The sequence below is a fragment of the Dermabacter sp. genome (assembly GCF_032550575.1).
Lineage (GTDB): Bacteria > Actinomycetota > Actinomycetes > Actinomycetales > Dermabacteraceae > Dermabacter > Dermabacter hominis.
Genome location: NZ_JAWFZC010000009.1, coordinates 43,977 through 66,533, shown reverse-complemented (window position 1 = coordinate 66,533; position 22,557 = coordinate 43,977). Strand labels below are relative to the sequence as shown.

Genomic DNA, 22,557 nt, shown 5'->3' with positions numbered 1-22,557 from the left:
CAAGGACCTCCAGAACCTGCTCAACAACGCAGGCGCAGGCATCAAGGTCGACGGCTCCTTCGGCCGCGCCACCTACAACGCCGTACGCAGCTTCCAGTCGTCGGCCGGCATCGGCGTCGACGGCGTCGTAGGCCCCCGCACCTGGGACAAACTCAACTCGGGTAAGGTCGAGATCTCGACATCGCGCGCCGCAAGCACCGCGGCTCCTGCTCCCGCTCCGAAGACGTCGGCCCAGTCTGATGTCTCGGGCGAGGCGATCGTCGAAAGCGCCAAGAAATACCTCGGCACCCCGTACGTGTGGGGCGGCTCGTCGCCCTCCGGCCTCGACTGCTCGGGCCTCACCTCGACGGTGTACCGCGAACACGGCATCTCGATTCCTCGCACGGCACGCAAGCAGGCCTTCGCCGGCACGATCATTTCGGAAAGCGAGGCTCGCCCCGGCGATCTCGTCGTGTTCACGCAGAACAACTACGGTCACGTGGGCATCTACGCAGGCGACGGCAAGGTTGTCGACGCGAGCCGTTCGCGCCAGAAGGTCGTCCACCGCGATATCTGGACGTCGAAGGTCATCTTCGTCACCTACCGCTGATCGGGAGAGGGGTTCGATCCTGACGCTCTGCGTCGTGGGAAGAGGATCGAGGCCACACCGGTCAGTTCATGCGGGCAGCCCCTCGGGGCTGCCCGTTTTTCTGTCCGACACCTCCCGGCAGGCATCGGCCATCCCTTTTCCAGCGTGCACCTATCCCCGCGTGACAGGGTTGAACTGTATCTTTGTGCATCATCACGCAGGGCCGCCGATCTACCCCAGGAGTGCCATGTCCACGAAACCTGAGCTCAATACCGCTCCCCTCCCCCTCATCCCCGAGCCGGTGTCGGTTCGCTGGGGGGATTCTCCAGCTGAGGACTGGCGAACATCGGACCCGTTCGGCGAGGTCACGGTCGGCGTAAATAAGGACCTGCCGCGCACCGATTTCTCGATCGCGATCCACAAGAACGGCGCATCGATTACTGCCGGTAGCGAGGCGGCACTCGCCGATGGTCGCAATGCGTTCGCGCAGATCGTCCACCTTTCGGCAGTGCGGTCCCAACTCGCCGCAGCCGCAACGGTGGGTCACGAGCAACCGTCGGAGGCGACCTACCGCATCCCCGCGCTCACCCTGAGCGATTCTCCTGCGTTCGCATGGCGCGGCCTGCTCGTTGATCCAGCGCGGCACTTCCTGCCTGTTGAGGATCTCAAGCGGCTCATCACGGTGATGGCCGTGTACCGATTCAACATCCTGCATATGAATCTCACCGACGATCAGGGCTGGCGCTTCGAGGTGAGTGGATACCCGCGGCTCACCGAAGTTGGCGCATGGCGCGAACGCACTGTCGAGGGAACCCCGATGTTTGAGGGTGAGGATACGTTCGCGGAGGACCGCCACGGCGGTTTCTACACGCAGGAGGAACTGCGTGAGCTTGTGCAGTACGCGCGTTCGCGCGGCGTGACCGTCGTGCCGGGCGTGAATCTTCCAGGTCACGCCCAAGCGGCGATCGCCGCGTACCCGTCTCTCGGGAACTACCCTGAACGCCAGCTGCTCGTGCGCGAGACGTGGGGCGTGAGCAACCACGTGCTTGGCACATCGGAAGCGGCCTTCCAGTTTGTGCGCGACGTGCTCGAGCAAGTCGCCGATATTTTTGATTCCCCGTTCGTACACATCGGTGGCGAGGATGCCCCACTGACGGAGTGGGAGCACTCTGCCGAGGCGCGCACGCGCCGCGAGGAGTGGGGTTATTCGCGCGAAAGCGAGATCCTTGGCCGCTTTATGACGTTCGCGGGCGAGGTACTGCGCGATAAGGGCAAGCGCCTCGCGGTATGGGATTCGTCGAGGCTCGTACGGATTCCCGACGACGCGATTGTGCTTGCAGGAGGCGATCCGAAGGGCACCAAGTCTGCGGCTTCCCGCGGCTTTCAGACGGTTGCAGCGCCCGAATCGGTTCTGGGCCTTGATCGCGTGCAGGGCCGGAACGAGCCCGTGGGCGCGCGTCCCGAGTTGAGCCTCGAGGACGTCCTCAAAGCGGAGCCCCTCCCCAAGCGACTGAAGAAGGAGCACGAAGCACTCGTGCTCGGCATCGAGGCAACGGCATTCGGCCAGTACATACCGACTGCTCGCCACCTCGAGTACATGCTCTTTCCTCGTCTCGTGGCGATCGCACAGCACGCGTGGGGCTCGTCTATCGAGGTGGAAGAGCTCCGCGAGCGGATTCGCGCGCACGAGCCTCTGCTTGCACACCTGGGCGTCGAGTCCCGCAAGATCCTCGACTGAGGGGTTCTAGCGGTCGCTTTTACGATCGTGGCGCATCTGCGCGCCGACCCACAGGGACACGATTCCCGTAAAGATCAGGAGCGCTGTGCTCGTCGCGAAGACAGCAAAGGTCGCACTCGAGGAGGGCATGAGGCGCCCAAAAATCGCGCTGAGTCCAGCTTCTCGCCGGTCGGAGCTGGACCCGGGGACGAGAGGTTCAACGTCGACCACGATGTGAGCGCTCGTGCGGAGCCCGGAAGCGTCCTCGACCGTGTACTCGATGGGTGTTGTTCGACCCACGAATGTGGCGGCGGGCGTAAAGCGCACGCCGCCCGCGCTCGTCACCTCGAATACGCCCTCTTCGGGGATTTCAAGGCGGCGCCCTGAGCCTGCGACGAGTTCTTGGATGTTGGTCGCGCTCGCGCTGTGGAGCACGAGGGTCTCGGAATCGAACCCTTGGCCGGGGCTCGCGGGGGTGTCGTTCCCGAGGACGTCAATGGTCACTGAGTTGACTCGGCTGTTGGAGAGGGCTTCGTCGTCACGTGCCGTGGGAACCGCGCTCGCGTATTGCGCGTGGAGAGTTCCGCTCGTCGTGTTGGAAGCGAGAGCGCTGTCGATCGTAAAGGTGGCGACATGGGGCGAGTCGCGTAGGGAGCTGTCGGGAGTAAACGTCACGGTGCGCGCGTTCGCATCGAATTTCCACACTCCCTCGCTCGGTACTCGCATGGTCTTCCGATCACCGGAAAGGCTCGTTCCCGCGGGCATCTCGTGGTCGCTGAAGGCGAATGTTGAAGGCTGGACGTTGAGGGAACCGTCGAGCGGAGTGAACATTGCGGCCTGCCCCCACTTCACGGCCGTGTAGCGTGCACCCACTTGGGGGTAGCCCACGTTCATGGGGGCAACCGAGGAGGTGTTGCCTTCGCTGTCCGCTGCCGTCACTCCCATCGGCGTCACGTCTCGCACCCGGTCACTCAAGGGCGTGAAGGTGAGCGTTTGTGCTGCTCGATCCAGAACCCACGTGCCTTGGTCGGCAACGGTCACCGAAAGGCCGTCGTCGGAGGTGTAGTAGGAGGTTTCACCGCCGAAGGGGGCTAATTTAAGCGTCGAAGGATCCACGTGTGACGTGGCGCTCGCGAGTTCGAAAACGACCGGTTGGCCATAGGCTGCAGCGCGCGTGATGTCCCTGATCGAAGGAGTATTCACCGTCACCGTGCCCCTCGCGGCGGGGTGCGTTTTCTGGTCGCGCCCTTCAAGCGTCACGGGTCGTGGTTGGGCTCCGAGTCTTTCGCGTCGAGGAGTAAAGGTGACACTCGGGTGGCCGTCGGTTGCGAGGACCCACGTTCCTTCATCGGGGACAATGAGACGCGTGCCGTCTTCGACGAGCGTGCTGCCCGCGGGGAGCCCCTCGAGCGTGAAGGCAAGCGTGGCGGGGTCCACACCCGTGCCGTCGATAGCTAGGGGGATCGTCACTTTTTCGCCTTCCGCGGCGCGTGCGCTCACGCTCGGAATACCGGGATAGGTCACGGTCAGGGTGACGGGTGCGGATTCGTAGCCGGCCTTCGAACGTACCGAGAACTTCACGCTGTGCGACCCTCCCGCCTTGGGATTTTCGGGAGTGAACCTCACGCGTGTGTCCGAAATCTTCCACTCTCCCACCCCTTTGAGGGAGAGTTTCTTGCCGCCGTTCGTGGGCTTCGCGTCCTCGGATTCGGTACTCGAAAGCAGCTTCATCGAGTCCGTGTCGAGTGTCTCGAGATCCTCCGCGGACACCATGAGAAATAGGTCAAAGTCACCGGGATTGCCGAGGGTTGCGGTGTGCTTGAGCGCGGACGGATCCGCGGGGAGCGTGAAGGGGCCGTCTTCACCGACTGCGTGCGCCGCGGGAATGAGGGACGCAGCGCCAGGGGCGTGGGGCGCGGGAGCAAGGGCTGGTCCGACGGTTGCCGCAAGCACGAGCGCGCACGTTGCGGCGCGCGCCAGGGTGCGGCGGAGAATCGACTCCTTTCGCACGATTCTCCTTCCCACGAATGCCTCGAATTCACCCGCCACACTACCAGCGGCGTTAGTCTAAGAGGGCCCAAGTATCCCAGCGTAGGGAGTCCCATGCTCAGCATCGTGTTTTCCGATCACTTTCGCCGCGAAAAGTTCCTCGAGGATGCCTCGCGTTTCATCATGGGACAGCGCTGGTACGGCGGTGTGCACGGCACCGCTCCCGAGCTTCAGATTGCCGGCTGGACTCGCCTTGCGGAGGACGATCACCTCGTGGTGTCGTTTGTCGCGCTCGGGGCAGGTGATGGCGTGCGCTTCGCTTTGCCCGTGGCCTGGAACAAGGACGGTCGGGTCGACGATGGTGAGCTCGACAGTCTCATCACGCAGGTCGACACTCCCGTGGGGCAGCACAACGTGTATGACGCCACCGGGATTGATCGTGCTCGCGCGCTTCTCGCGCGCGCCCTTTTCGAGGGGGCTTCAGGCGAGGGACTCTCGCTCGAACCGATGCTGATCGCTGAAACCGCGCAGCGCGTACAGGATGACCTCAAGGCGATCACGGCAACCGAGAGGCTCGTGGGCGAGCAGTCGAACACGTCCCTCATCATTCATACCGAAAGCGGCCGCGAGTACATCCTCAAGCTGTTCCGCCACCTCGATGAAGGCACGAACCCCGACGCCGAACTTCAAGAGGCGCTCCAATCCGAGGGCAATACGCAGATCCCGCAATTCTTCGGGTACGTGCGCGGTGCCGACGCTCTGGGCAGCTCCGACGTCGCCTTGCTCAACCGGTTCCTGCCGAATGTGCAAGATGCCTGGCGCGAGGCCCTCATCGCTGCCGCCCAGGGCATCGATTTTTCCGAGCAGGCGTCGGGCCTCGGCACCGCCCTCGCACAGATCCACACGGATCTCGCGCGCGCCCTGCCCACCGATCGCGTGAGCACCAATACGCTCGCGCTCACCCTCGAGTCGATGAAGCGTCGTTTCGCACACCACGCCGAGACGCTCCCGGCACTCGAGGAGTTCGCCGACGCCGCAAACGCTCTCTACACGCGGGCCTTGAGGATCTCGTGGCCGCCGTTCCAACGAATCCACGGCGATCTCCATCTCGGGCAAGTTCTCAATTCACCGAGCGAGGGCTGGGTGTTTCTCGACTTCGAGGGCGAGCCGCTGCGACCCATGGCGGAGCGCGTGAAGGTCGATTCTCCCTGCCGGGACGTCGCGGGGATCCTGCGCAGCATCGACTACGCAGCGGCCTACGTTGAACTGAATGAGGGCATCGATGCACGCGCGTGGGCACGCGAGGCGCGGGAGGCCTTCCTCGAGGCGTATCTCGCCGAGCGTTCCGCGCGCGGGGGCGAGGGCGACCCGGAGGATCTGCGCGTTCTCTTGCGTGTGTTCGAGCTCGACAAGGCCGCCTACGAGGCCGTGTACGAATCGCAAAACCGACCGGAGTGGCTCGCGATCCCCCTCGGTGCCCTCGAGGAGCTCACCGCAAGCGCTACGCAGCCGGAATGAAATCGATCGGGCTCACGGAGGAATAGCGATCCTCGCGGATCGAGACGACGCCTACGCCACCGATGAACGGCGCGAGCGCCTGCGGATTCTTTCCAGGATTCGCGAGGACCACCTGGAAACCGAAGTGACGGAAGGATTCCATCGCGGCGGTAATGAACTTGCCCGCACCCTTGCTGAACGCCTCGTCGATAATGATGGGCGCATACCTGGGCACATCCACGCCGGTCCCGGCGAGCTGGTAGCGCAAAGCCGCAGCGAGGCAGAACGTCGTCAGGCGCTCGTTCTGGCCACCCGAGAGGGGGCCGCCCGATTCGTGCGCGTGCACAACTTCGCCGGCCTCGTTGACCTCTTCGGCGTGGAAGTGGACGTGGCGGCGGACGTCGAGGATCGCACGGGAGGCGAGGTCTTCGCGCGTGCGGGCCTTCGTGATGATGTCCATGAGGTTTTGGAGCGCGAGGAAGCGTTCTTCCGCTTTGTCTCGGTCGAGCGTGAGGTCGTTTTCGAGGCTTGAGCTCGTTGCCTCGTTGAGCGCGCGCTTGAACTCGTCGAGCGCAGCGAGGTGCACGGGTCGCATCGACAGCTGGAGATAGCGCCCTTCATGGAACTCAACCTGCGCGAGCAGCTCGTTGATTTTCGCGAGGCGCTTGCGGATTTGGGCGGGCTCGCGCGCGATCGCTGTCGCGAGAGCCTGCACGTCACCGAGGGTGTTCGAGGTGAAGAATTCGAAGAAGCGGTCCTCGACTTCGGGAAGCTTTTCCTCTTCGATCCCGCGAAGGATCGCGAGGTACTCGGGGGCGGCTTCGAGCGAGGTGTCGACATCGGCACCGCCCGCGGGCCAGCGCCGCGTGAATTCGCGCATGGCCGTGCGCATATCTTCTTCAGCGCGTGCGGTTTTCTTCGTGAGCGCCATCAGTTCCGCGTCGAGCGTCGCGGAGGCATCGCGCGTCACCTGGTCGATGTTGGAGATGAGCAGTGTGGGTGCGATTGCGCGAAAGCGCTCCTCGAGGTCGGCCGTCGTTTCCGGTGAGAGCGTGCGCTCTTCGAGCTGGGCTTCGGCCTGGAGGTGGCGTTCGCCGATCTGATCGAGCTGCTCGTTGACGCGACCAAGCTGGCCCACGATCTCGAGAAGCTCCTCATCGCCTTCGCTGATCGACATTTCGACCTGATCGATCTGCCGCGCAATTTCTGTAAGGGCACTGGAGCCGTCCTCGGCTGCACGCACCATGTCCTCGAGGTTGGCAATGCGGCGAGCGACACTCGCGGCATCCACGTCGTCCCACGTCACGGCCTGGATTGCCTGAAGCGCGAAGAGCTTTTCGCGGCGGGTCTGGGCTTCCTTTTCGAGATCGCGGCGCCGGGCCTGCGCCTCGAACAGAGCCTGTTCAGCGCGTGTACGCTCCGCTTCGAATACGGCGCGCTTCGCGCGGTTATCGAAGCCGAGCACCCAGTTGGAGCGGTCGTTGATCTGCCGCTCGGCGTTCTTCTCGTGACGTGTCGCGGAGTGCTTGATCTGGCCGGAGCGCAATACCGCTCGAGGATGCTTGGTGAACTCCTCGAGGTTTTCGGCACACAGGTAGTCCATGCGCGAGGCAACTTCGTTCGAGAGCCACTCGTGGAACTCGCCTTCGCGGATCTCAATCTTCGCCCCGAGCGCGCGCGCATCGAGTTTCTTGGGGGCGGTTTTGACGTTCGTGTTGATGCGGTTATAGGACACGCGCCGGCGCAGTTTCATACCGTCGATCTCGCGCGCGAAAGCGCGGTAGGCCCGTTCGGGCACGAGGATCGAGCGGGCGAGGCCGCGCAGCGCCTGCTCGGCGGCGGCCGTCCATTCTTCCTCTCCCGCACGCACTTGCAGCAGCTCGGCGGCGAACGGAAGGTCGGTTGGCGCGACGCCCGTACGCTCAGCGAGGAGATCGCGAAGCGCGACGTCATCGGAGTGGAGGTTCGAGGCGCGCGTCGTGAGAGAGGCGAGTTCCTGGCGGGTCGTTTCGAGAGCGTGCGCGTGCTCGCGGACCTTGGCCTCGGCTTCCCACTGGGTTTGCGCTTCGTTCTTTTCGTCCTCCTCGAGTGCGGCGCGCAGCTTCGCCACCTCGCGCTGGGTTTGCGTGAAGGTTTCTTCGTTCGAGGGAGTGTGCAGGCCCGCGAGCGCGAGCTGTCCCGAGAATTCGGTCGCGCGTTCGCGGCGGCGGTCGCGCTCAACCTCGAGGCCCGCGATCTGCTTTTTCCAGTCATCGATCTCACCGCCACCGGCACTCTTGCGCTGCTCTTTGAGTTGAGCAAGGTCGCCGCGGGCGTCGGAAATGTCCTGCGAGAGGCGGTTGCGGTGCGCACGGAGGCGGTCCTGGTCGCGCGTCAGCCGGTCTTTTTCGTCGGCGAGGAGCCGCACAAGGTGGCTGGCAGCGAACACATCGATGTCGTTTCGGCGGTCGACGAGTTCACTTCCGCGAGAGCGAGCCTCCCGCCATACCTGGTCGGCATTTTTGAGGCCCGTGAGAACGTCGCGTTGTTCGCGCGCGGTCACGAGCGCGTCGTACACCTCGGAGAGGTTCTGGAAGTTTGCGAGTGCCTGATCGGCGAGGTCGAACGTGCGGGGTTCGTCGAGCATGTAGTCGCGAAGGAGCGCGTTGACGTCGCCGAGCTCCTTCGCGGATTGGATTTTGTGAAGCAAGCCGAGCGCTTTTTCGTCGGGGATCCCAAGGATCTGGCTGAAGCGCGCGCGGTACTCGCGGAACTGACGGAAGGTTTCGGTGCCCTCGAGGGTTTTTTCGAGTTCGCGCCCCTCGATGCTCGTGCCCACGAACGGGCGCAGTTCGCTCACGTCGTAGGGTTTCGAGGAGATGACGTAAAGACTCTTGACGTCCGAATCCGCGCTGTGCCCGGATTGAAGCAAGAACATGCGTGTGAGCTGGAGGGTTTCACCTAGTCCATTGCCGAAGCGAAGGCTCACGACGCTGAGTGTCGAGTTCTCCCGCAGAACTTCCTGGCTGAATTCACCGGTTGCGGGGTCGTAGTGCATCGCCCACGCACCGCGTACGTAGCTCGCGACGGTGCGGCGGTACTTCGTGCTGCGCGGCCCGGCGTCGGAGGCCGCGGCGTTGAAGTGGAGCGCACGAGGTGGTGTCAAGAGCGCGCTGATCGCGTCGAGCAACGTGGACTTGCCGGTGCCGGGACCACCCGTGAGGAAGTAGCCCTTCGAACTAATCTCGAGGTCGTGGGTGCCGTGGAAGGTTCCCCAGTTGCTCAGCTGCACGTGGTTGAGGCGCCATTGGCCCGGGTGCGGGTGCTCGGGGTCGCTCGGCTCGCGGCGGGGGTTTTCGGGGGCGGTTCCGACGCCTGCTTCGCCCAAGCCGTCGAGGGTGTTGTGCACGTCGCTGAGGGGCACTTCGCCGGTCGCGTTGCTCACTTCGCCTGCCCTTCGTTCGTGGCTCCGGGGTTGTCGAGCGCATTGGCTGCGCCCGTGATGTCGTCGCCCGCGCGCTCGTAGAGGTCGATAAAGGTGCGCGCCGTATCGGGGTTGATCATAAGTTTGAGAACGGGGGAAACCTCGAACGAGTCACCCTGTTCCTCGAGGAGGCCCGCGCGCTGAATTTTTGCGATTGAGGCCCGGATGTCCTTCGTGAAGCCGGCTTCATCGGTCGAGGTCGTGCGCCGATACGGGGCGATGTTGGCGATGAGTTCCGCCTCGCTCACAACGGCGCGCTGGCCGCGCGAGGACTGCGTAAGGAGGTGCTGACGCAGCACGAGGAGGAGGACGGAGTCGAGTCGGTTGAGGCCCGTGAGTCGACGCAGAAGCTTCGGGGCATCGGGGTCGTCCTCGCTCTGGCGCACGAATGCGACCTGCGCGTCGTCGTCGAGAACAAGTTCCAGGAACATGTCGGCGAGGCGCTGCTCGATGTAGGCGCGATCGCGAAGGAGCTGGCCGTAGCGCTGGGGGTCGCGTCGACCGTCCAGGTAGGGCCCTTGAAGCAGGGCAACGAGAACGCGGCGGGAGTCCTCGACGAGCGCTCCCCCTGTGGAGCCGGCGTAGGTGAGGTCTTCGTCGTCGCTTGCGAGCGCCCATTCGTCGCGGTCAGTGCTCGGCGTTGCCGCCGGAGCAGTGCGACCGTCGGTGGCGGTTTCCTCGTGTTCACGCATGCGCGGACCCTTCTCGTTTTCCACGCCCTCAAGCCTACCGGCCGCACAAGAGTTATCCACAATTTTCACCCGCCTCTATCTGGCCTGCGTTTGAGTTCATAGGTTGACTACGTCCGCTCACCTCACTCGAAGGAGCCGCCGTGTCCCTGCCCTCGCTTATAGCCGACAACCATCGCAGCCCCGCGAGGATCTGGGTCATTCTTGCGACGATCGCGCTCGTCTGTGTCGTTTTGGGGCCGCTCCTCGCCCCTGGCGCGATGTGGCTCGTGCCTGTCGCCCCCTCGTCTCCTGGGGACAGCAGTCCACTGGCGGGGCTCGACGAACTCCTCTCGCGCGCCGCCGCGTTTCTCTTCGTGTTCGGTGTGTTCTTCGGCGCAGGGAACTTCGCCGGGCTTACTGCGGTCCCGTTTGCGATCGTGGCACTGACGCGGTGCGAGGGTGCGGGGCGCATCGGTTTTGCTCTCACGGCGATTATCGTCTTCGTCCTCGGGCCGCTCCTCGCCGTTCTGAGCGCAGCCGCCATGGTCGCCCTCTCCTTGACCCTCCCGACCGAGGTCTCCAGCAATCCCGCCACAGGCGCGGTGAGGGCCGAGTGGGAAGGGCTCAGAGCTTTGCTCGTCTTTGGAACATTCGCTGTCCCGCTCGCCATCGATCTTGTGCGATTCGCCGTCCTGTCGTTTGCGGGGGTCATCGTTTACTCCGCTGATCCACGCTCTGACCCCACCGGCTCTGCTTTAGCGCGGTAACCGTCTGCCTCCCCCACCCCGCGCGCGTGCCGTAAGGTTGTGTACGTCACCTTCAATGATCCCAGGGAGGTAGCGTGACGGTGCCTGCACCCCCCTCACACCGACGCCCCACTGCGCTATGGATACTGTTCAGCGGTCTCGCACTGGCGATAATCCCCCTGCTGCCGATTGTTCTTGTCAGCTTTTCGCTCGACGATCCCGCCTCGCCCTTACCCAAGAGCGCCGGAAGTGTGGCCATCTACGCGCAGCAGTTCGATTATCTCGTGGAATACTTAAAATCGGTCGCCTTTCTCCTCATCATCGGGATAGTTGGTGCGAACCTTCTCGCTCTTTTCTCGTTCCCCTTTGCCCTCACCGCTCTCAAGCGGTGCACACGTCAAGTTCGCCAAAAGAACATTCACTCGCTCATATACTTCGTGTTGGGCCCTATTATCGTGGTCCTCAGCTTCATCGCGCTCGTCGTTCTCGACGTCGCGGTGATGAGTGTGGTCGATGCGGTCACGTCAAAAAGCGAGGCTGCGCGAAGCGTCGCGTTGCCTTTCGTGGTCGCCGTTTTCGTAATCCCCCCACTTCTCGACATCGCCAGGTTCGTGTATCTCTTCTTCGCGAGCATTCGGGTGTACCTCGTCAAACCCTCCGCGCTCGAGGAGGCGCCGTGATCGCTCCGGTTCACGCGTATACAGGCGACACTCATCGCGCTCCCGCTCGCGTGTGGGTTCTGATGACGTCTATCGCGGCCGCCCTTCTCGTTCTCGCGCCCGGCGTGGCACTCGCCCTCTTGGCGTTTCCCATCTTCATCGAGGACCCGCCGAACACGATGCCGGCCTTCCGAGGCGTGAACACCCTCACGTATACCGTTTTCCGCTCGGTCCTCGTGTGCGTCGTGGCGGCGCTGACGGCGAATGTGCTCGTCTTCGCGGCCACCCCCGCCATCGTTCGCGCCCTTAAACGCTGCCCCTCAAAGGGAGCGGCCCGATTCGGGGCGATCGCGGCGCTCCTTTTTCTCGCAGGCGCACTCGTGAGCGCGGCAATCTGGGCCCTGGTCCTCGCCCCGGTGGTTGTCGCTTTTTCACCGGATCCTGAGTCGCTTCGCGACCAACTTCCCCGGTTCAACCTGCTGTTGATTTTCGTGCCATTCGTGATCGATTCGGTGCGATTCCTCGTGATGCCGCTCGCGGGTATCGCCGTCGCGGGAGCGCGGCAACGAGGCGCCGCGCCTCCAGTCGAGCCCACTATGGCTCCGGTACCTCGCTGAGGAAGAAGAACGCGGGCACGCGCGCTGCGTAGTCCGTGCCACCTGCCTCAAGGGAATCTTCGCGCCAGCGCACGATCTCCGTGTCCCCCTCGCGAGCGTTCGCGTGTGCCGTTGCGAGAAACATGAGGCCGATGACGCTCGCAAGCCCCTGAGGTGCTCCCTGTTCGCGAACGACCTGCCCGATGCTCGCTTGACCTTTCGCGTGAACGACCTCGTTCACGGACGATGTGAGCCCCACGAGGTCAATGTCGTTCGTGCGGACAAGCTCATCCAGAACCTCGACGCTGAGACGCGAGGCATCGTGGACCTCGGCCTCTGGCGGCACGCCGGGATCGCTCGGATCCTTAAGAAGGTGCTGAGCGACAGAGCTCATCTGCGCGCGCGAAAGCCCCAGATCGACCTCTTCGGTCTTGCGGTGGCTCACACTGTCTTTTTGTGCGAGTGCGATGCCCTGTGCCTCTTGAAGAAGGTCGAGAAGGACGCGGTGCTGGCGGAAGTCCTGGCTGCGCACAAAACGCGCAAGTGAGCGATACAGCTCGGTCTTGACGTCGAGGACCTCTTGCGCGGGCTCGTACAGGTCGCTGAAGACGTTCGCGAGGCGGTCGCGTTCGCGGCGCGTAAGAGTGCGCGTAAAGTCGCGCGAAAGGAGGCGATCCACGAGGTCCTGGGCTCGCTCGTTTTGTTTGGGGTCGTTGAGCATCCTGAAGAACGCCGTGAAGGTCTTGCCCACCTTGGATTGACCGAGGAGGTCATCGCCCGCGAGGAGCTGCTCGAGGATTTCGCCGCGCGAGCCTTCGGGCGAAAGGATCTGCTCACGAAGATGCAGGTCAACGGCGCGAAGGTCCTCGCGGTACTGAAGGAAGTCTCCGCTCAGTTCGTCGGCGACCTGGAGGATATCGCGAAGGCGCTCCGCGGAATGCTCGGCCGGCGGGAGCATGAGTTCGCCTTCGCTCAGCGCCTGGATCTCTCTTTCGATCTGCGCGCGGCGAAGCTGCAGGCCGCGAAGGCGCACATCTCGATCGCCCTCGGTGTCCTCGGCAAGCCGCTCAAACTGCTGCATGACGAGCGTGAGGCGGGATTCCGTCGTCGTAGGTCGATGCTCCTCGAGGCTCGAAATGAAGCTGATCGCTTCCACGGTGGACACCGACAATTCGAAGGTCGTTTCGACCGTCGTGGGGTCGTCGCGTCGCGTGAGATAGCCTTCGCGCACCCACGAGTCGACGTACTCCGAAGCGCCGCGCTGAAGATCCTCGTCGCCGCGCAGGAGGTCGAGGTGGCTCGCCACGCGGGCCACGAGCTCGGAGCGGTCGAGCCGACGGTCGCCCGCGGGGAAAACCGTCTGCAAAATCGCGAGGGTCGCGGGCGCTTTCGTGGCGGATAGGAGCCGCCACGTGGACATGCGGCGAAGCCGCTCGTAAGCCTCGGCGCGCTCGTTCGCGCTATGCCCGCCGAAGGTTTGAAGATCGCTCACACTCACGCCTCAACACTATCGAAGCCGGGTACGGCCTAGCGGTACTCGCCGTAGTAGGCGCCCGTGCGCTCCTCGCGAAGCGCCTCAAAATCGCCGCTGAGAATAGCTGCGCGAATCTCCTCAACGAGACGCACAACAAAGCGCTCGTTGTGGATCGTGCACAGGGTCGAGGACAGCATCTCCTTCGCCTTGAACAGGTGGTGAATGTAGGCGGCCGTGTAGTGGGTGCACGTATAGCAATCGCAGTTGTCGTCGATCGGCGCGAATTGAGTGCGGTACTTCGCGCCCGTGAGGTTCACCCGCCCTCGAGCGGTGTACACGGCGCTGTTGCGCGCGACGCGCGAGGGAGAGACGCAGTCGAACGTGTCGGCGCCCGCGGCAATGCCCGCGAAGAGGTCGTCCATCTCCGAAAGGCCAAGGAGGTGGCGGGGCTTCTCCTCGGGGAGTTCATCGGTGACCCAGCCGACGATCGTGGAGAGGTTCTCTTTCTCGAGTGCACCACCGATGCCGAAACCGTCGAACTGCCATTCATCGACGGTCATTGCGCCGAGGTCGCGCGCGGCTTTGCGTCGAAGATCCTCGTACTGCGCGCCCTGAATGACGCCCCACAGCATCTGGTAGGGCTTGCCCTCGCGCTCTTCGGTAAGCCGCTTGTGCTCGGCGATGCACCGCTCAGCCCAGAGCCTCGTGCGCTCAAGCGCCTTCTCCTGATAGCCGCGAGAGTTCATGAGGGTCGTGAGCTCATCAAATGCAAACATGATGTCCGCGCCGAGTGAATGCTGGATCTGCATCGAGAACTCGGGGGTGAACCGGTGTTCGGAGCCATCGATGAAGCTGCGGAAATTCACGCCATCGTCGTCCACGTGGGCGAGGCGCTCCTTGCCGATCTTGGTTGCGTGGTCCGTGCCGTCGGGCGTGCTCGCGCGGTCACTGCCCGCGAAGGATTCGGAGAGCACCTTTTGAAAACCGGCACCGAGGCTCATGACCTGGAAGCCGCCCGAGTCGGTGTACGTGGGGCCATCCCAGTTCATGAATGCGCCGAACCCACCTGCCTCATCAATGAGGTCGTGGCCCGGCTGGAGATACAGGTGGTAGGCATTCGCGAGGATCGCCTGCGCGCCCAGCTGTGCCATTGACTCAGGAAGAACTGACTTAACGGTCGCCTTCGTGCCGACCGGGATAAACGCAGGGGTGTGAATGTCGCCATGCGGCGTGTGGATCACGCCCGCGCGGGCCTTCTCTCCGTGACGCGCGGCAATATCAAACCCCGCGCCCTCCTTTTCGCTCGTGCTCATTCCGCTATTTTCCCACGACCCCGCGCCCGCAGTCGACACGGCGAGAGGTGGCACCGCCGCCCGCACCCGGTAAAGTGCTGTACCGTTCCACAATTACTCCTCTGGAAGGGCACATGGCGAACGCACGCGGGCACCGTGCCCATTCACCGGGCGAAGACGCCCCCAGCTTCTCGCTTGAGGATTTCGTTCAAGACGCGCAAGAATCCGCGCTCGAGCCCCTCGACGACTTCTCGTGGGTGCAGGAGGCCGAAGAGCGCGAAAGCGAAGACATCGCCGCGTGGGGCGCCGCCGAAGACACCGGCGAGCCGTTCGTGTGGTACCAGGAACCCCAGGTTGCCGAGCAGGCGTCGGACTCCCCCGCCCCTGACACTCGCCCCCAGACCACTCCCGCGAACGCGTCCAAGCCCTCGCACTTCCGCCCCGAAATCGAGGGCCTTCGCGCCGTCAGCGTGCTCATGATCGTGATCTACCACGTGTGGCTCGGGCGCGTCTCTGGTGGGGTCGACGTCTTTCTTTTCATCTCCGCGTTTCTCCTCGGTTCCTCGTTTGCGCGGCGTCTCGATGCACGCAAGCCCTTCGGGCCGGTGCGGTACTGGCTGCGGACCTTCACGAGGCTCATGCCGCCCGCAACCATCGCAATCCTCGGTACGCTCCTCGGCAGCTTCCTGATCCTGCCCGAATCCTCGTGGCAAACCGTGATCTCGCACGCGATTGCGTCCGCGACCTACGTCCAAAATATTTGGTTGTCGATCACGAGCGTTGACTACTACGCGCTTGATGCCTCGACTGCCTCGCCGCTGCAGCACTTCTGGTCACTCTCGCTCCAAGGGCAGGTGTTTCTCACGTGGCCGCTCCTGTTCATCGCCGCTAAATTTGCCGCGAGAAAGAGCGCGCATCCGCGCCGCGTAGCCTTCGGATTCTTCTCCGTGATCGCGGCCGCGTCATTCGTCTTTTCTATCTACTACACGGCAACGCACCAGTCGGCAGCCTACTTCTCCACGCCCGCGCGCGCGTGGGAGGTCGCGTGCGGAACACTGCTCGCGCTCGCCCTTCCCACCCTCGATCGTCTGCTCGGGTCCGCCCGCCCCGGATCGCCCGAGGCACCCCGCCACCGCACGCTGCGCGCACTCGCCGGTTGGGCCGGCTTCGCCCTGCTCGTGTCGCTTGGGATCGTGCTCAACGTCCAGGGGCTCTTCCCCGGCTGGATCGCCCTGTGGCCGCTCACAGGCGCGGGCCTCATCATCATCGCCGGCTATTCCGGAACCTCGTGGGGATTCGACCGCGTTCTCACGATGAAGCTGCCGCGGGCACTCGCGTCGAGTTCCTACAGCCTCTACCTCGTCCATTGGCCGATCCTCATCCTGTGGCTCGCCCACTCCGGGCAAAAGCGCGCAGGCGCCCTCGACGGCCTCATCGTCATCCTCGGGAGCATGGCCCTCGCGTGGGTCCTCTCGACGATCGTCGATTCACGCTTCCGCAAGCCCGCGTGGAAGACCGCCCCCTGGTGGCGCTCCCTCACGGTGATCGGTACGTGCCTCGCGCTCGTTCTTGGCGGCGCTCTCGGGCTCCGTGGCTACCTCGCGAGCCAGCAAACGTCGGCCCCCATCACCGCCGGTGCAACCGAGAACTCGAACGCCCTCACGGCGACCTTCAACCCGAATACCCTTAGCCCGAAGGGCTTCGAGCTGGACGGCCAGTGGCCGAACCTTCCACACCTGTGCGATGACCCCTCGGGAGTGCTCGTCGCCACGAAGGACATTCCGTGTGAAACCCTCCGGCCGCTCGGCTCCAAAGCCAGCGCAACCGTACTCGTCGTCGGCTCGTCTCACTCACGCCAGTTCATCCCCACAATCCTCGACGAAGCGAAGGCCAAGAACTGGCAGATCATCAACTTCACCAAGAACGCGTGCCCATTCCGCGAAGACTCCATGCTGGGTGACGGCGAATACTGCAAGGGGTACTTCGACCAGGTCATGAAAGCCATCGATACACACCACCCCGATCTCGTACTCATGACATCGACCGCGGCGACCCCGACCGGGACGGAGGAAACCGTCCCACCGGGCACTCGCGAAGGCATCCAGGCTGTCCTCGACAAAGGCGTCAACGTTCTCGCCGTCCGCGATGCGCCGCGCTGGCCCACGAGCCTCTACACGTGCGCCGAAGCCGTTATTGACGCAGGCGGCACCCCGGAGCTCGCCGATCAAGCATGCGGCGCCGACCTCAGCACCAAGCTCGCATCGACCGACCCGAGCGAGGTGCTCGACAACATGAGCGGCGCGGGCGGGGCCAGGGTTTTCCGCATGGATATCAGCGACCTGATCTGCCCGGACGGGCACTGCGCCCCCATTCAAGGCAACGCCTACGTGTACATGGACGACAACCACCTCACTCGCGTCTTCACAAGCGGGATCGCGAAGGAGGTATCGGCCAGATTCGAGCAACTCGGAATCCGGCTCGGATCAAACACGGGAGGATCAGGGGCCGACGGTAGCAGGCCATAGATTCTGCCCAAGCAACACACGTCACCCTCGAGCTGACGGATTAATGCTGCCTGTAGCATGTACGCTCGTGCGTGGGCTTTGCCCCGCAGTTCGTTAACATTCACTATCCGAGGCGGCTCATGACCTGGCAACCACTCCTGCTCCCCGCGATCGTCGCGTGCCTGTGGGTGACCATGCCAGGTTTTCTCGTGAACATCGCGCTCGGATGCCGCCGTATCACCGCCTTTTTGCTGAGCCCGCTTTCATCCGTAGGACTCATTGTTGCCGCCGCAATTCTTGCGCCGTTCGCCGGCATAGGCTGGGGCCCCCTCCCCGTTGGTCTCCTTACCGTCGTGTGCGCTCTAAGCGGCTTTGGCCTCCGTCTTCTCCTGCAGAAGAAACGGGGAATTCCCGTGACGAGCCGACGTAAGGTTCGAGCCTCTTGGCGCACCCGCCTGCTGTCTCCACCTATCCTCGCGCTCATCACAATCGTGGGATCGTTCGCGCTCATGCTCCGCCACGTGAGGAACATCCTCGGCACTCCCTACGCTTTTTCGCAGGCGTTCGATGCGGTCTTCCACCTCAATGAAGTGCGGTGGATTCTGGAGCATCACAATGCTTCGAGCCTCGACGCGCAGGCGATGACATCTGCAAGCTGGGCATCGCACTTTTATCCTGCGGCCTGGCATGGCATTGCCTCACTCATCGGCCTCACCACCGGCGTCCACCACGTCTCGCTCCTGACCAATGCCACGATCATCGCCACCGTGTGCGTCATTTGGCCAGTTTCGATGATGGCCCTCGTATACGTTCTCACCCCTGGAAACTTGCTGCGTTACACGCTCTTGCCAACCGGAGTCGTGCTCGCCGCTCTTCCGGCATTTCCTCTGACGTTCGTGGAGCATGGTGTTCTCTACCCGAATCTTCTGGGCTACTGCCTGCTCCCCTCTCTCTACGTTCCCTTTCTGGCTCTTGTAGGGCAGGCGAAGCGTCTCAATATGTCAAAAATCCAGGTCTTTGGCATCGGTGCGCTGGGTTCTGCCGGGGCTGCGTTCGCCCACCCGACAGCAGCACTCATGATGCTCGTGGGGTCAACACTCATAGCCGTCTACTTAGGCGTGCGTTTTGCCGTGAACCGTCGTCCCTTGCGGCCAACCCTATTGCTTTCCGGGACCGCCCTACTATTGGGGGCGATCACCGTGATTGCATGGATCAAAATTCGCCCGCCCGGTGAGGCCGCCGAAACCTGGGGCCCCATCACTGATACCGTCGGTGCGGTAGGTTCAACCCTTATCCATAACACTGTCAACGGAATCCCCCAACACATCGCCTTAATCTTGACAGTGCTCGCGATTGTTGGCGCGCTCCGGACTCGGTTCTACCTCCCCCTTATGCTTTGGGCAGTTTCGGCCTTCCTCTGGGTTGTCGCCGCTTCGTGGCCTATGGGTCCCGGCCGCCGCGCCCTCGTTGGAGTGTGGTATTCGGATGTTCCTCGCCTGTATGCGCAGATGGGGCTCTTCCTCATTCCCGCTGCCGCTATTGGCGTGGGATACGCATGCAAGTGGATCGCGAGAACTTCGCGGGTCATCGCTCGCACTCCCTTACGACGCACCGGCCTCGCGGCGGTCGTTGCTGCCGTTCTCGTCACCACCTCGCAGGCGAACCCGATGATGGACTCGTTCATTGATCGAGTCGAAAAAACCTACACCCTCGGAGCAAGAACCAACTCGGTCAACCGACAAGAGCTGGTTTTTATGACTCAACTCCCGGGAGTCGTGGGGCCGAACGATAAAATCTTTGCGAATCCATGGCGCGGTGAAGCCCTTTCGTACGCGTTCTCCGGCGTCAACATTTCCACGCGTCACTTATTGGCGTATGAGTCCCGCGCTGACGTGTACCTCGTCAAACACCTGAACGAAATCGATACCGATCCAATCGTGTGCGAGGCCCTCAAAGCGGGCGGTTACACTCATGTCATGTACTTCTCCGGTCCCGAGATTGACTTCACCTATGCCGCCTATCCTGGCCTGCAGCATCTGGAGAAGGCCAAAAAACTCGAGCTCGTTCTTCAGAACGGCAACGCATCCCTCTATAAAGTGACCGGCTGCAATGCCTGATACACCCTACGAATTTTTGTCTTCACAACATTTTGGAGTCGAACATGACAGTTGACATTCTGTTCCCTTTCTACGGTGATGTCGCGCTGATGAAGCAGGCAGTCCGCTCGATCATTGGGCAGACCAACCCCGACTGGCGACTGGTTGTCGTTGACGATGGCTACCCTGATGACTCGATCCCCGGCTGGTTCGAGTCCCTCGACGATTCCCGCATTACCTACATGCGCAACGAGAAGAACCTCGGTGCGAACGGGAACTACACAAAGGCCTTGAGCTTCGTGGAAAATGACCTGGTGACGGTCATGGGTGCCGACGACGTGATGCTCCCGAACTATATTGACTGGCTCGTTGAAGCTGCGTCTGCGAACCCCGACGCCGAAATTTTCCAGCCCGGCTGTGTGGTGATCGATGAGCACAATGCTCTCTCGAACACTCTCGTGGAGCGAGTAAAAGACCATTACCGCCCGTCGACGGCTGTGGTGCTGCGCGGCGAGGAGCTCGCCACGTCAATTCTGCGTGGCAACTGGCTCTACTTCCCCTCGCTTGGGTGGAAGGCAAGTACGATCACCAAGATCGGCTTCCGTAAGGGCCTGAACGTTGTTCAGGATGCAGCTCTCGTGCTTGATGTCGCTATGCATAACGGTGGCCTGTTCTACGATCCGACGGTTGCTTTCATGTATCGCCGTCATGGCGGTTCGGATTCGTCGTGGCGCGCCCTCGAAGGTACCCGCTTCGACGAGGAGCGGGCGTTCTTTAACCAGATGGCTGATGAGATGACCGCGAAGGGCTGGCCTAAGGCCGCACGAGCAGCGCGAGTACACCTTTCGTCGCGACTTCACGCTCTTAGGCTCTTGCCGAAGGCCGCTTTGGCTAAAAAGTGGCAGGGCGTCAAGAACCTCGCCACGCATGCCGTCAAGTAAGAGCGACACTCCCACTGTCACGAAGCGTGATTCTGCCGCAATTCTGGTCGCGTCAGCGTGCGCAGCAGTCTCCGCTCTCCTGGCCACATGGCTCGCGAACCGGTATCTCGAACCGGCCGAAGTCACCGAGTTCCTCCTGTTTTGGTCGGTGCAGTTTGGGATTTTTGGTGTCGTTGCCGGAATTCAGCAGGAAGTCACTCGTGCAGTAGGAGCCGCGCGCCTTTCACAATCAACCGATGGAGCTCCTGTCGTTTTGGCAGCGGCAACGGTCGGCGGTCTATGCGCGATCGCGACGATAGCTACTTCCCCGTTGTGGGGAAAATCCACACTGCCAACAAACACCACCGCATCGGTCGCGCTCTTGGCGCTAGGAGTCGCACTGTATGCGTTTCATGCTGCGTTTAGTGGGGCGGCTGCGGGTTCTCAGAAGTGGCTCCTTTTTTCTATTTTTGGTGGTGGGGAAGCGCTTTGGCGCCTCGCCGCGCTCGCGGCTGTCTCTCTCCTCGCTGCTTCGCTGCTTGGGATGGAGGCGGCGGCGATCTCGCCAATTCTGTTGTGGGTCGCGCTGGCAGCGGTGCATCCGGGCACGCGAAAGATCATTCGTGCGCGCGCTGATGTCCCTTATGGCAGGCTCATGCGAAATGTCTTCATCGCTATGGGGTCGTCCACGGCTTCGGCTGTCTTGATGACTGGGTTCCCGGTCATTCTCAACGCGAGCGAAGATGCACCTACGGGTTCGCATACGTTCCTCGTCATGGGGGCACTGATCCTAGCCGTGTCGATTTGCCGGTCTCCGATCATGATTCCGCTCCAGGCATTTCAGGGTGTCGCTATCGCGGCGTTTTTGCGCCAGCGCCACCGCCCGCTTGCGGCGTTCGCTCGTCCGGCTGGCGCGCTGCTTGGTGTTGGTGCTGCCGGGGCGCTTGCCGCGTTCTTTTTGGGTCCTTGGCTTTTCCTTCTGATCTATCCACCGAAAGCAGAGGCAGAAGCCGCTTATCTTTCGGTCGCCAACGGTCCTGTGCTCGCGGCGCTTACGTTCGGTTCTGCGATCATGGCCCTCTTGGTACTGTCTGGGACCGCTGTGCTCGCCCTCGATCTTCACCGGATCTATCTCACTGGCTGGGTCATTGCTGCTCTCGTGACGACGGTCCTACTTTTTGCGGTGCCGGTCGGCATTATCCCGAAGGTTCTTGTCGCCTTGTATTGCGGGCCTGCGGCAGGGTTTTTGACGCATCTGGCAGCGATGAAGAGGGCGTCCGGCAACGCCCATAGCTTGGATCTAGCAGCGAGTTAGACCGAACGCATGTTTACGCCATAGCGGCGTTTAATATAGGCCCCGTAGAGAATTCTGTAGAGAGACGGCGAAACTTTGAGTAGTAGCGCTGCGGCACCGAACACTGGGCGCACTTTGAGGCAGGTCAGCGCTTCGCGAAAGGAGATTCGCTGGCGGATTTCCTTGAGTGCGGTACCGGAAGAGTCCGGCGCAGCTACGAGTACCTGTTGAGCATTGTTGAGGTAAGTCAGGACCTTCGAGACAGTCAGCGCATCGTGTAGCTGCGGAGCATCTACACGTGTGCGTGTAGCATCCGCCATGAGCGCGATCAGACGGTCACTTTCGGCAACCGGGGTTACTCTCCCCCACGTGAGCCCTCCCGCATCAATCGAGTAGCGATAAAGCGGGTTTTCGATGACGCTAACTCGCCGCGCGTTCATAAGCGCTTGAAGCACAAAGAGCGCGTCCTCAGCGCGATGAATCTCTTCCGAAAACCGAAGCCCCTCAATAATGCGAGAGCTAAACAGCTTGTCCCACAGGAATGGCGTGAACGAACCACTAAGCATTTTTGTGGCCGCATGCAAACCCGTACACCCCCCCAGTTCCACAGGCTCCCGAAGCTTTTGCCCCCCGTCAGCACCAATAACTTTATGCCCGCACGACACAATATCCGCGTTCGCTACTCGAGCTAGTTCGTGGAGATCTGCGAGGAAGGTAGGCTCATAAGTGTCATCTGAATCAAGAAACGCAACCCACTCTCCAGCAGCATTACTCAGCCCCGCATTTCGCGCTGCCGACACGCCACGGTTTTCCTCGAACACGATGACCTTCACACGAGCATCCGGCATGTCATGGAGATGTTGCATGATCTTCTCAAGTGCATCATCTGGAGAAGCGTCAACCACTACTACTAGCTCCCAATCCTCGTCCGTCTGGGATTGAACAGAGGCAATTGCGGGAAGAACGCTCGGCCCCGTTTTGTAAACGGGCATAATTATCGAGGTTCGCGGACTATTCACCGTCGTCACCACACCTTGTTATCAAGAAGAACAATTTCTCGACCTGGAAATC

At 62.4% G+C, this 22,557-nt stretch carries 16 protein-coding genes; 10 read left to right on the top strand and 6 right to left on the bottom strand.

The features are described from left to right. A partial coding sequence (locus E6X30_RS09480; RefSeq protein ID WP_316336097.1) for an NlpC/P60 family protein occupies positions 1–589 on the top strand: 589 nt, incomplete at its 5' end. A gap of 226 nt (positions 590–815) precedes the next feature. Further along, the gene (locus E6X30_RS09475; protein WP_016663305.1) at positions 816–2,306 is read left to right on the top strand and encodes a beta-N-acetylhexosaminidase; all 1,491 of its coding nucleotides are present in this window, start codon (positions 816–818) and stop codon (positions 2,304–2,306) included. Positions 2,307–2,312: 6 nt separating this feature from the next. Here E6X30_RS09475 and E6X30_RS09470 read toward each other — a convergent pair whose 3' ends face one another. Beyond that, positions 2,313–4,295, bottom strand: coding sequence for an Ig-like domain-containing protein (locus E6X30_RS09470; protein WP_070435197.1), 1,983 nt, complete (start codon positions 4,293–4,295; stop codon positions 2,313–2,315). Between the two features lie 93 nt (positions 4,296–4,388). Here E6X30_RS09470 and E6X30_RS09465 point away from each other — a divergent pair, with 93 nt between their 5' ends. Continuing rightward, positions 4,389–5,792: a phosphotransferase gene (locus tag E6X30_RS09465; RefSeq protein ID WP_016663307.1), complete on the top strand. Its 1,404-nt coding sequence runs from the start codon at positions 4,389–4,391 to the stop codon at positions 5,790–5,792. Here E6X30_RS09465 and E6X30_RS09460 read toward each other — a convergent pair. Both E6X30_RS09460 and E6X30_RS09455 read right to left on the bottom strand, forming a co-directional pair. Beyond that, positions 5,776–9,195, bottom strand: coding sequence for an ATP-binding protein (locus E6X30_RS09460; protein ID WP_316336096.1), 3,420 nt, complete (start codon positions 9,193–9,195; stop codon positions 5,776–5,778). The genes E6X30_RS09465 and E6X30_RS09460 overlap by 17 nt on opposite strands. After that, positions 9,192–9,950 carry a DUF4194 domain-containing protein gene (locus E6X30_RS09455; RefSeq protein WP_232049678.1) on the bottom strand — a complete coding sequence of 253 codons (759 nt, stop codon included), beginning with the start codon at positions 9,948–9,950 and terminating at the stop codon, positions 9,192–9,194. The genes E6X30_RS09460 and E6X30_RS09455 overlap by 4 nt, the downstream gene beginning before the upstream one ends. Positions 9,951–10,066: 116 nt before the next feature. On the opposite strand from E6X30_RS09455, the gene E6X30_RS09450 reads away from it, so the two are divergent. The 3 genes from E6X30_RS09450 (at position 10,067) to E6X30_RS09440 (ending at position 11,927) form a co-directional block, all read left to right on the top strand. Next, positions 10,067–10,672: a hypothetical protein gene (locus tag E6X30_RS09450; RefSeq protein WP_016663310.1), complete on the top strand. Its 606-nt coding sequence runs from the start codon at positions 10,067–10,069 to the stop codon at positions 10,670–10,672. An 80-nt stretch (positions 10,673–10,752) separates the two neighbouring features. Beyond that, a complete protein-coding gene (locus E6X30_RS09445; protein WP_141740561.1) occupies positions 10,753–11,331 on the top strand; it encodes a hypothetical protein in 579 nt (192 codons plus the stop codon). After that, complete coding sequence (locus E6X30_RS09440) at positions 11,328–11,927, top strand: hypothetical protein (RefSeq protein WP_016663312.1); 600 nt, start codon at positions 11,328–11,330, stop codon at positions 11,925–11,927. The genes E6X30_RS09445 and E6X30_RS09440 overlap by 4 nt, the downstream gene beginning before the upstream one ends. On the opposite strand, the gene E6X30_RS09435 is transcribed toward E6X30_RS09440, so the two are convergent. Then, positions 11,905–13,404: a DUF3375 domain-containing protein gene (locus E6X30_RS09435; protein ID WP_316336094.1), complete on the bottom strand. Its 1,500-nt coding sequence runs from the start codon at positions 13,402–13,404 to the stop codon at positions 11,905–11,907. The genes E6X30_RS09440 and E6X30_RS09435 overlap by 23 nt on opposite strands. Before the next feature lie 29 nt (positions 13,405–13,433). Next, positions 13,434–14,693 carry a tRNA guanosine(34) transglycosylase Tgt gene (gene tgt / locus E6X30_RS09430; protein WP_141740562.1) on the bottom strand — a complete coding sequence of 420 codons (1,260 nt, stop codon included), beginning with the start codon at positions 14,691–14,693 and terminating at the stop codon, positions 13,434–13,436. A gap of 113 nt (positions 14,694–14,806) precedes the next feature. Between tgt and E6X30_RS09425 the strand changes: the two genes are divergently transcribed. The 4 genes from E6X30_RS09425 to E6X30_RS09410 all read left to right on the top strand — a co-directional run bounded on the left by E6X30_RS09425 (position 14,807) and on the right by E6X30_RS09410 (position 21,507). Continuing rightward, positions 14,807–17,197 (top strand): acyltransferase family protein, encoded by a 2,391-nt coding sequence (locus tag E6X30_RS09425; RefSeq protein WP_016663315.1) that lies wholly within the window; start codon positions 14,807–14,809, stop codon positions 17,195–17,197. A 119-nt stretch (positions 17,198–17,316) separates the two neighbouring features. Further along, positions 17,317–19,293: a DUF6541 family protein gene (locus E6X30_RS09420; RefSeq protein ID WP_016663316.1), complete on the top strand. Its 1,977-nt coding sequence runs from the start codon at positions 17,317–17,319 to the stop codon at positions 19,291–19,293. A gap of 44 nt (positions 19,294–19,337) precedes the next feature. Further along, a complete protein-coding gene (locus E6X30_RS09415) occupies positions 19,338–20,213 on the top strand; it encodes a glycosyltransferase family 2 protein (protein ID WP_016663317.1) in 876 nt (291 codons plus the stop codon). A gap of 253 nt (positions 20,214–20,466) precedes the next feature. Continuing rightward, entirely contained in the window at positions 20,467–21,507 is a 1,041-nt protein-coding gene (locus E6X30_RS09410; RefSeq protein ID WP_316336093.1) for a hypothetical protein, read from the top strand. Here the strand turns inward: E6X30_RS09410 and E6X30_RS09405 are convergent. After that, positions 21,504–22,514 (bottom strand): glycosyltransferase family 2 protein, encoded by a 1,011-nt coding sequence (locus E6X30_RS09405; RefSeq protein ID WP_083287987.1) that lies wholly within the window; start codon positions 22,512–22,514, stop codon positions 21,504–21,506. The genes E6X30_RS09410 and E6X30_RS09405 overlap by 4 nt on opposite strands. Positions 22,515–22,557 lie beyond the last annotated feature (43 nt).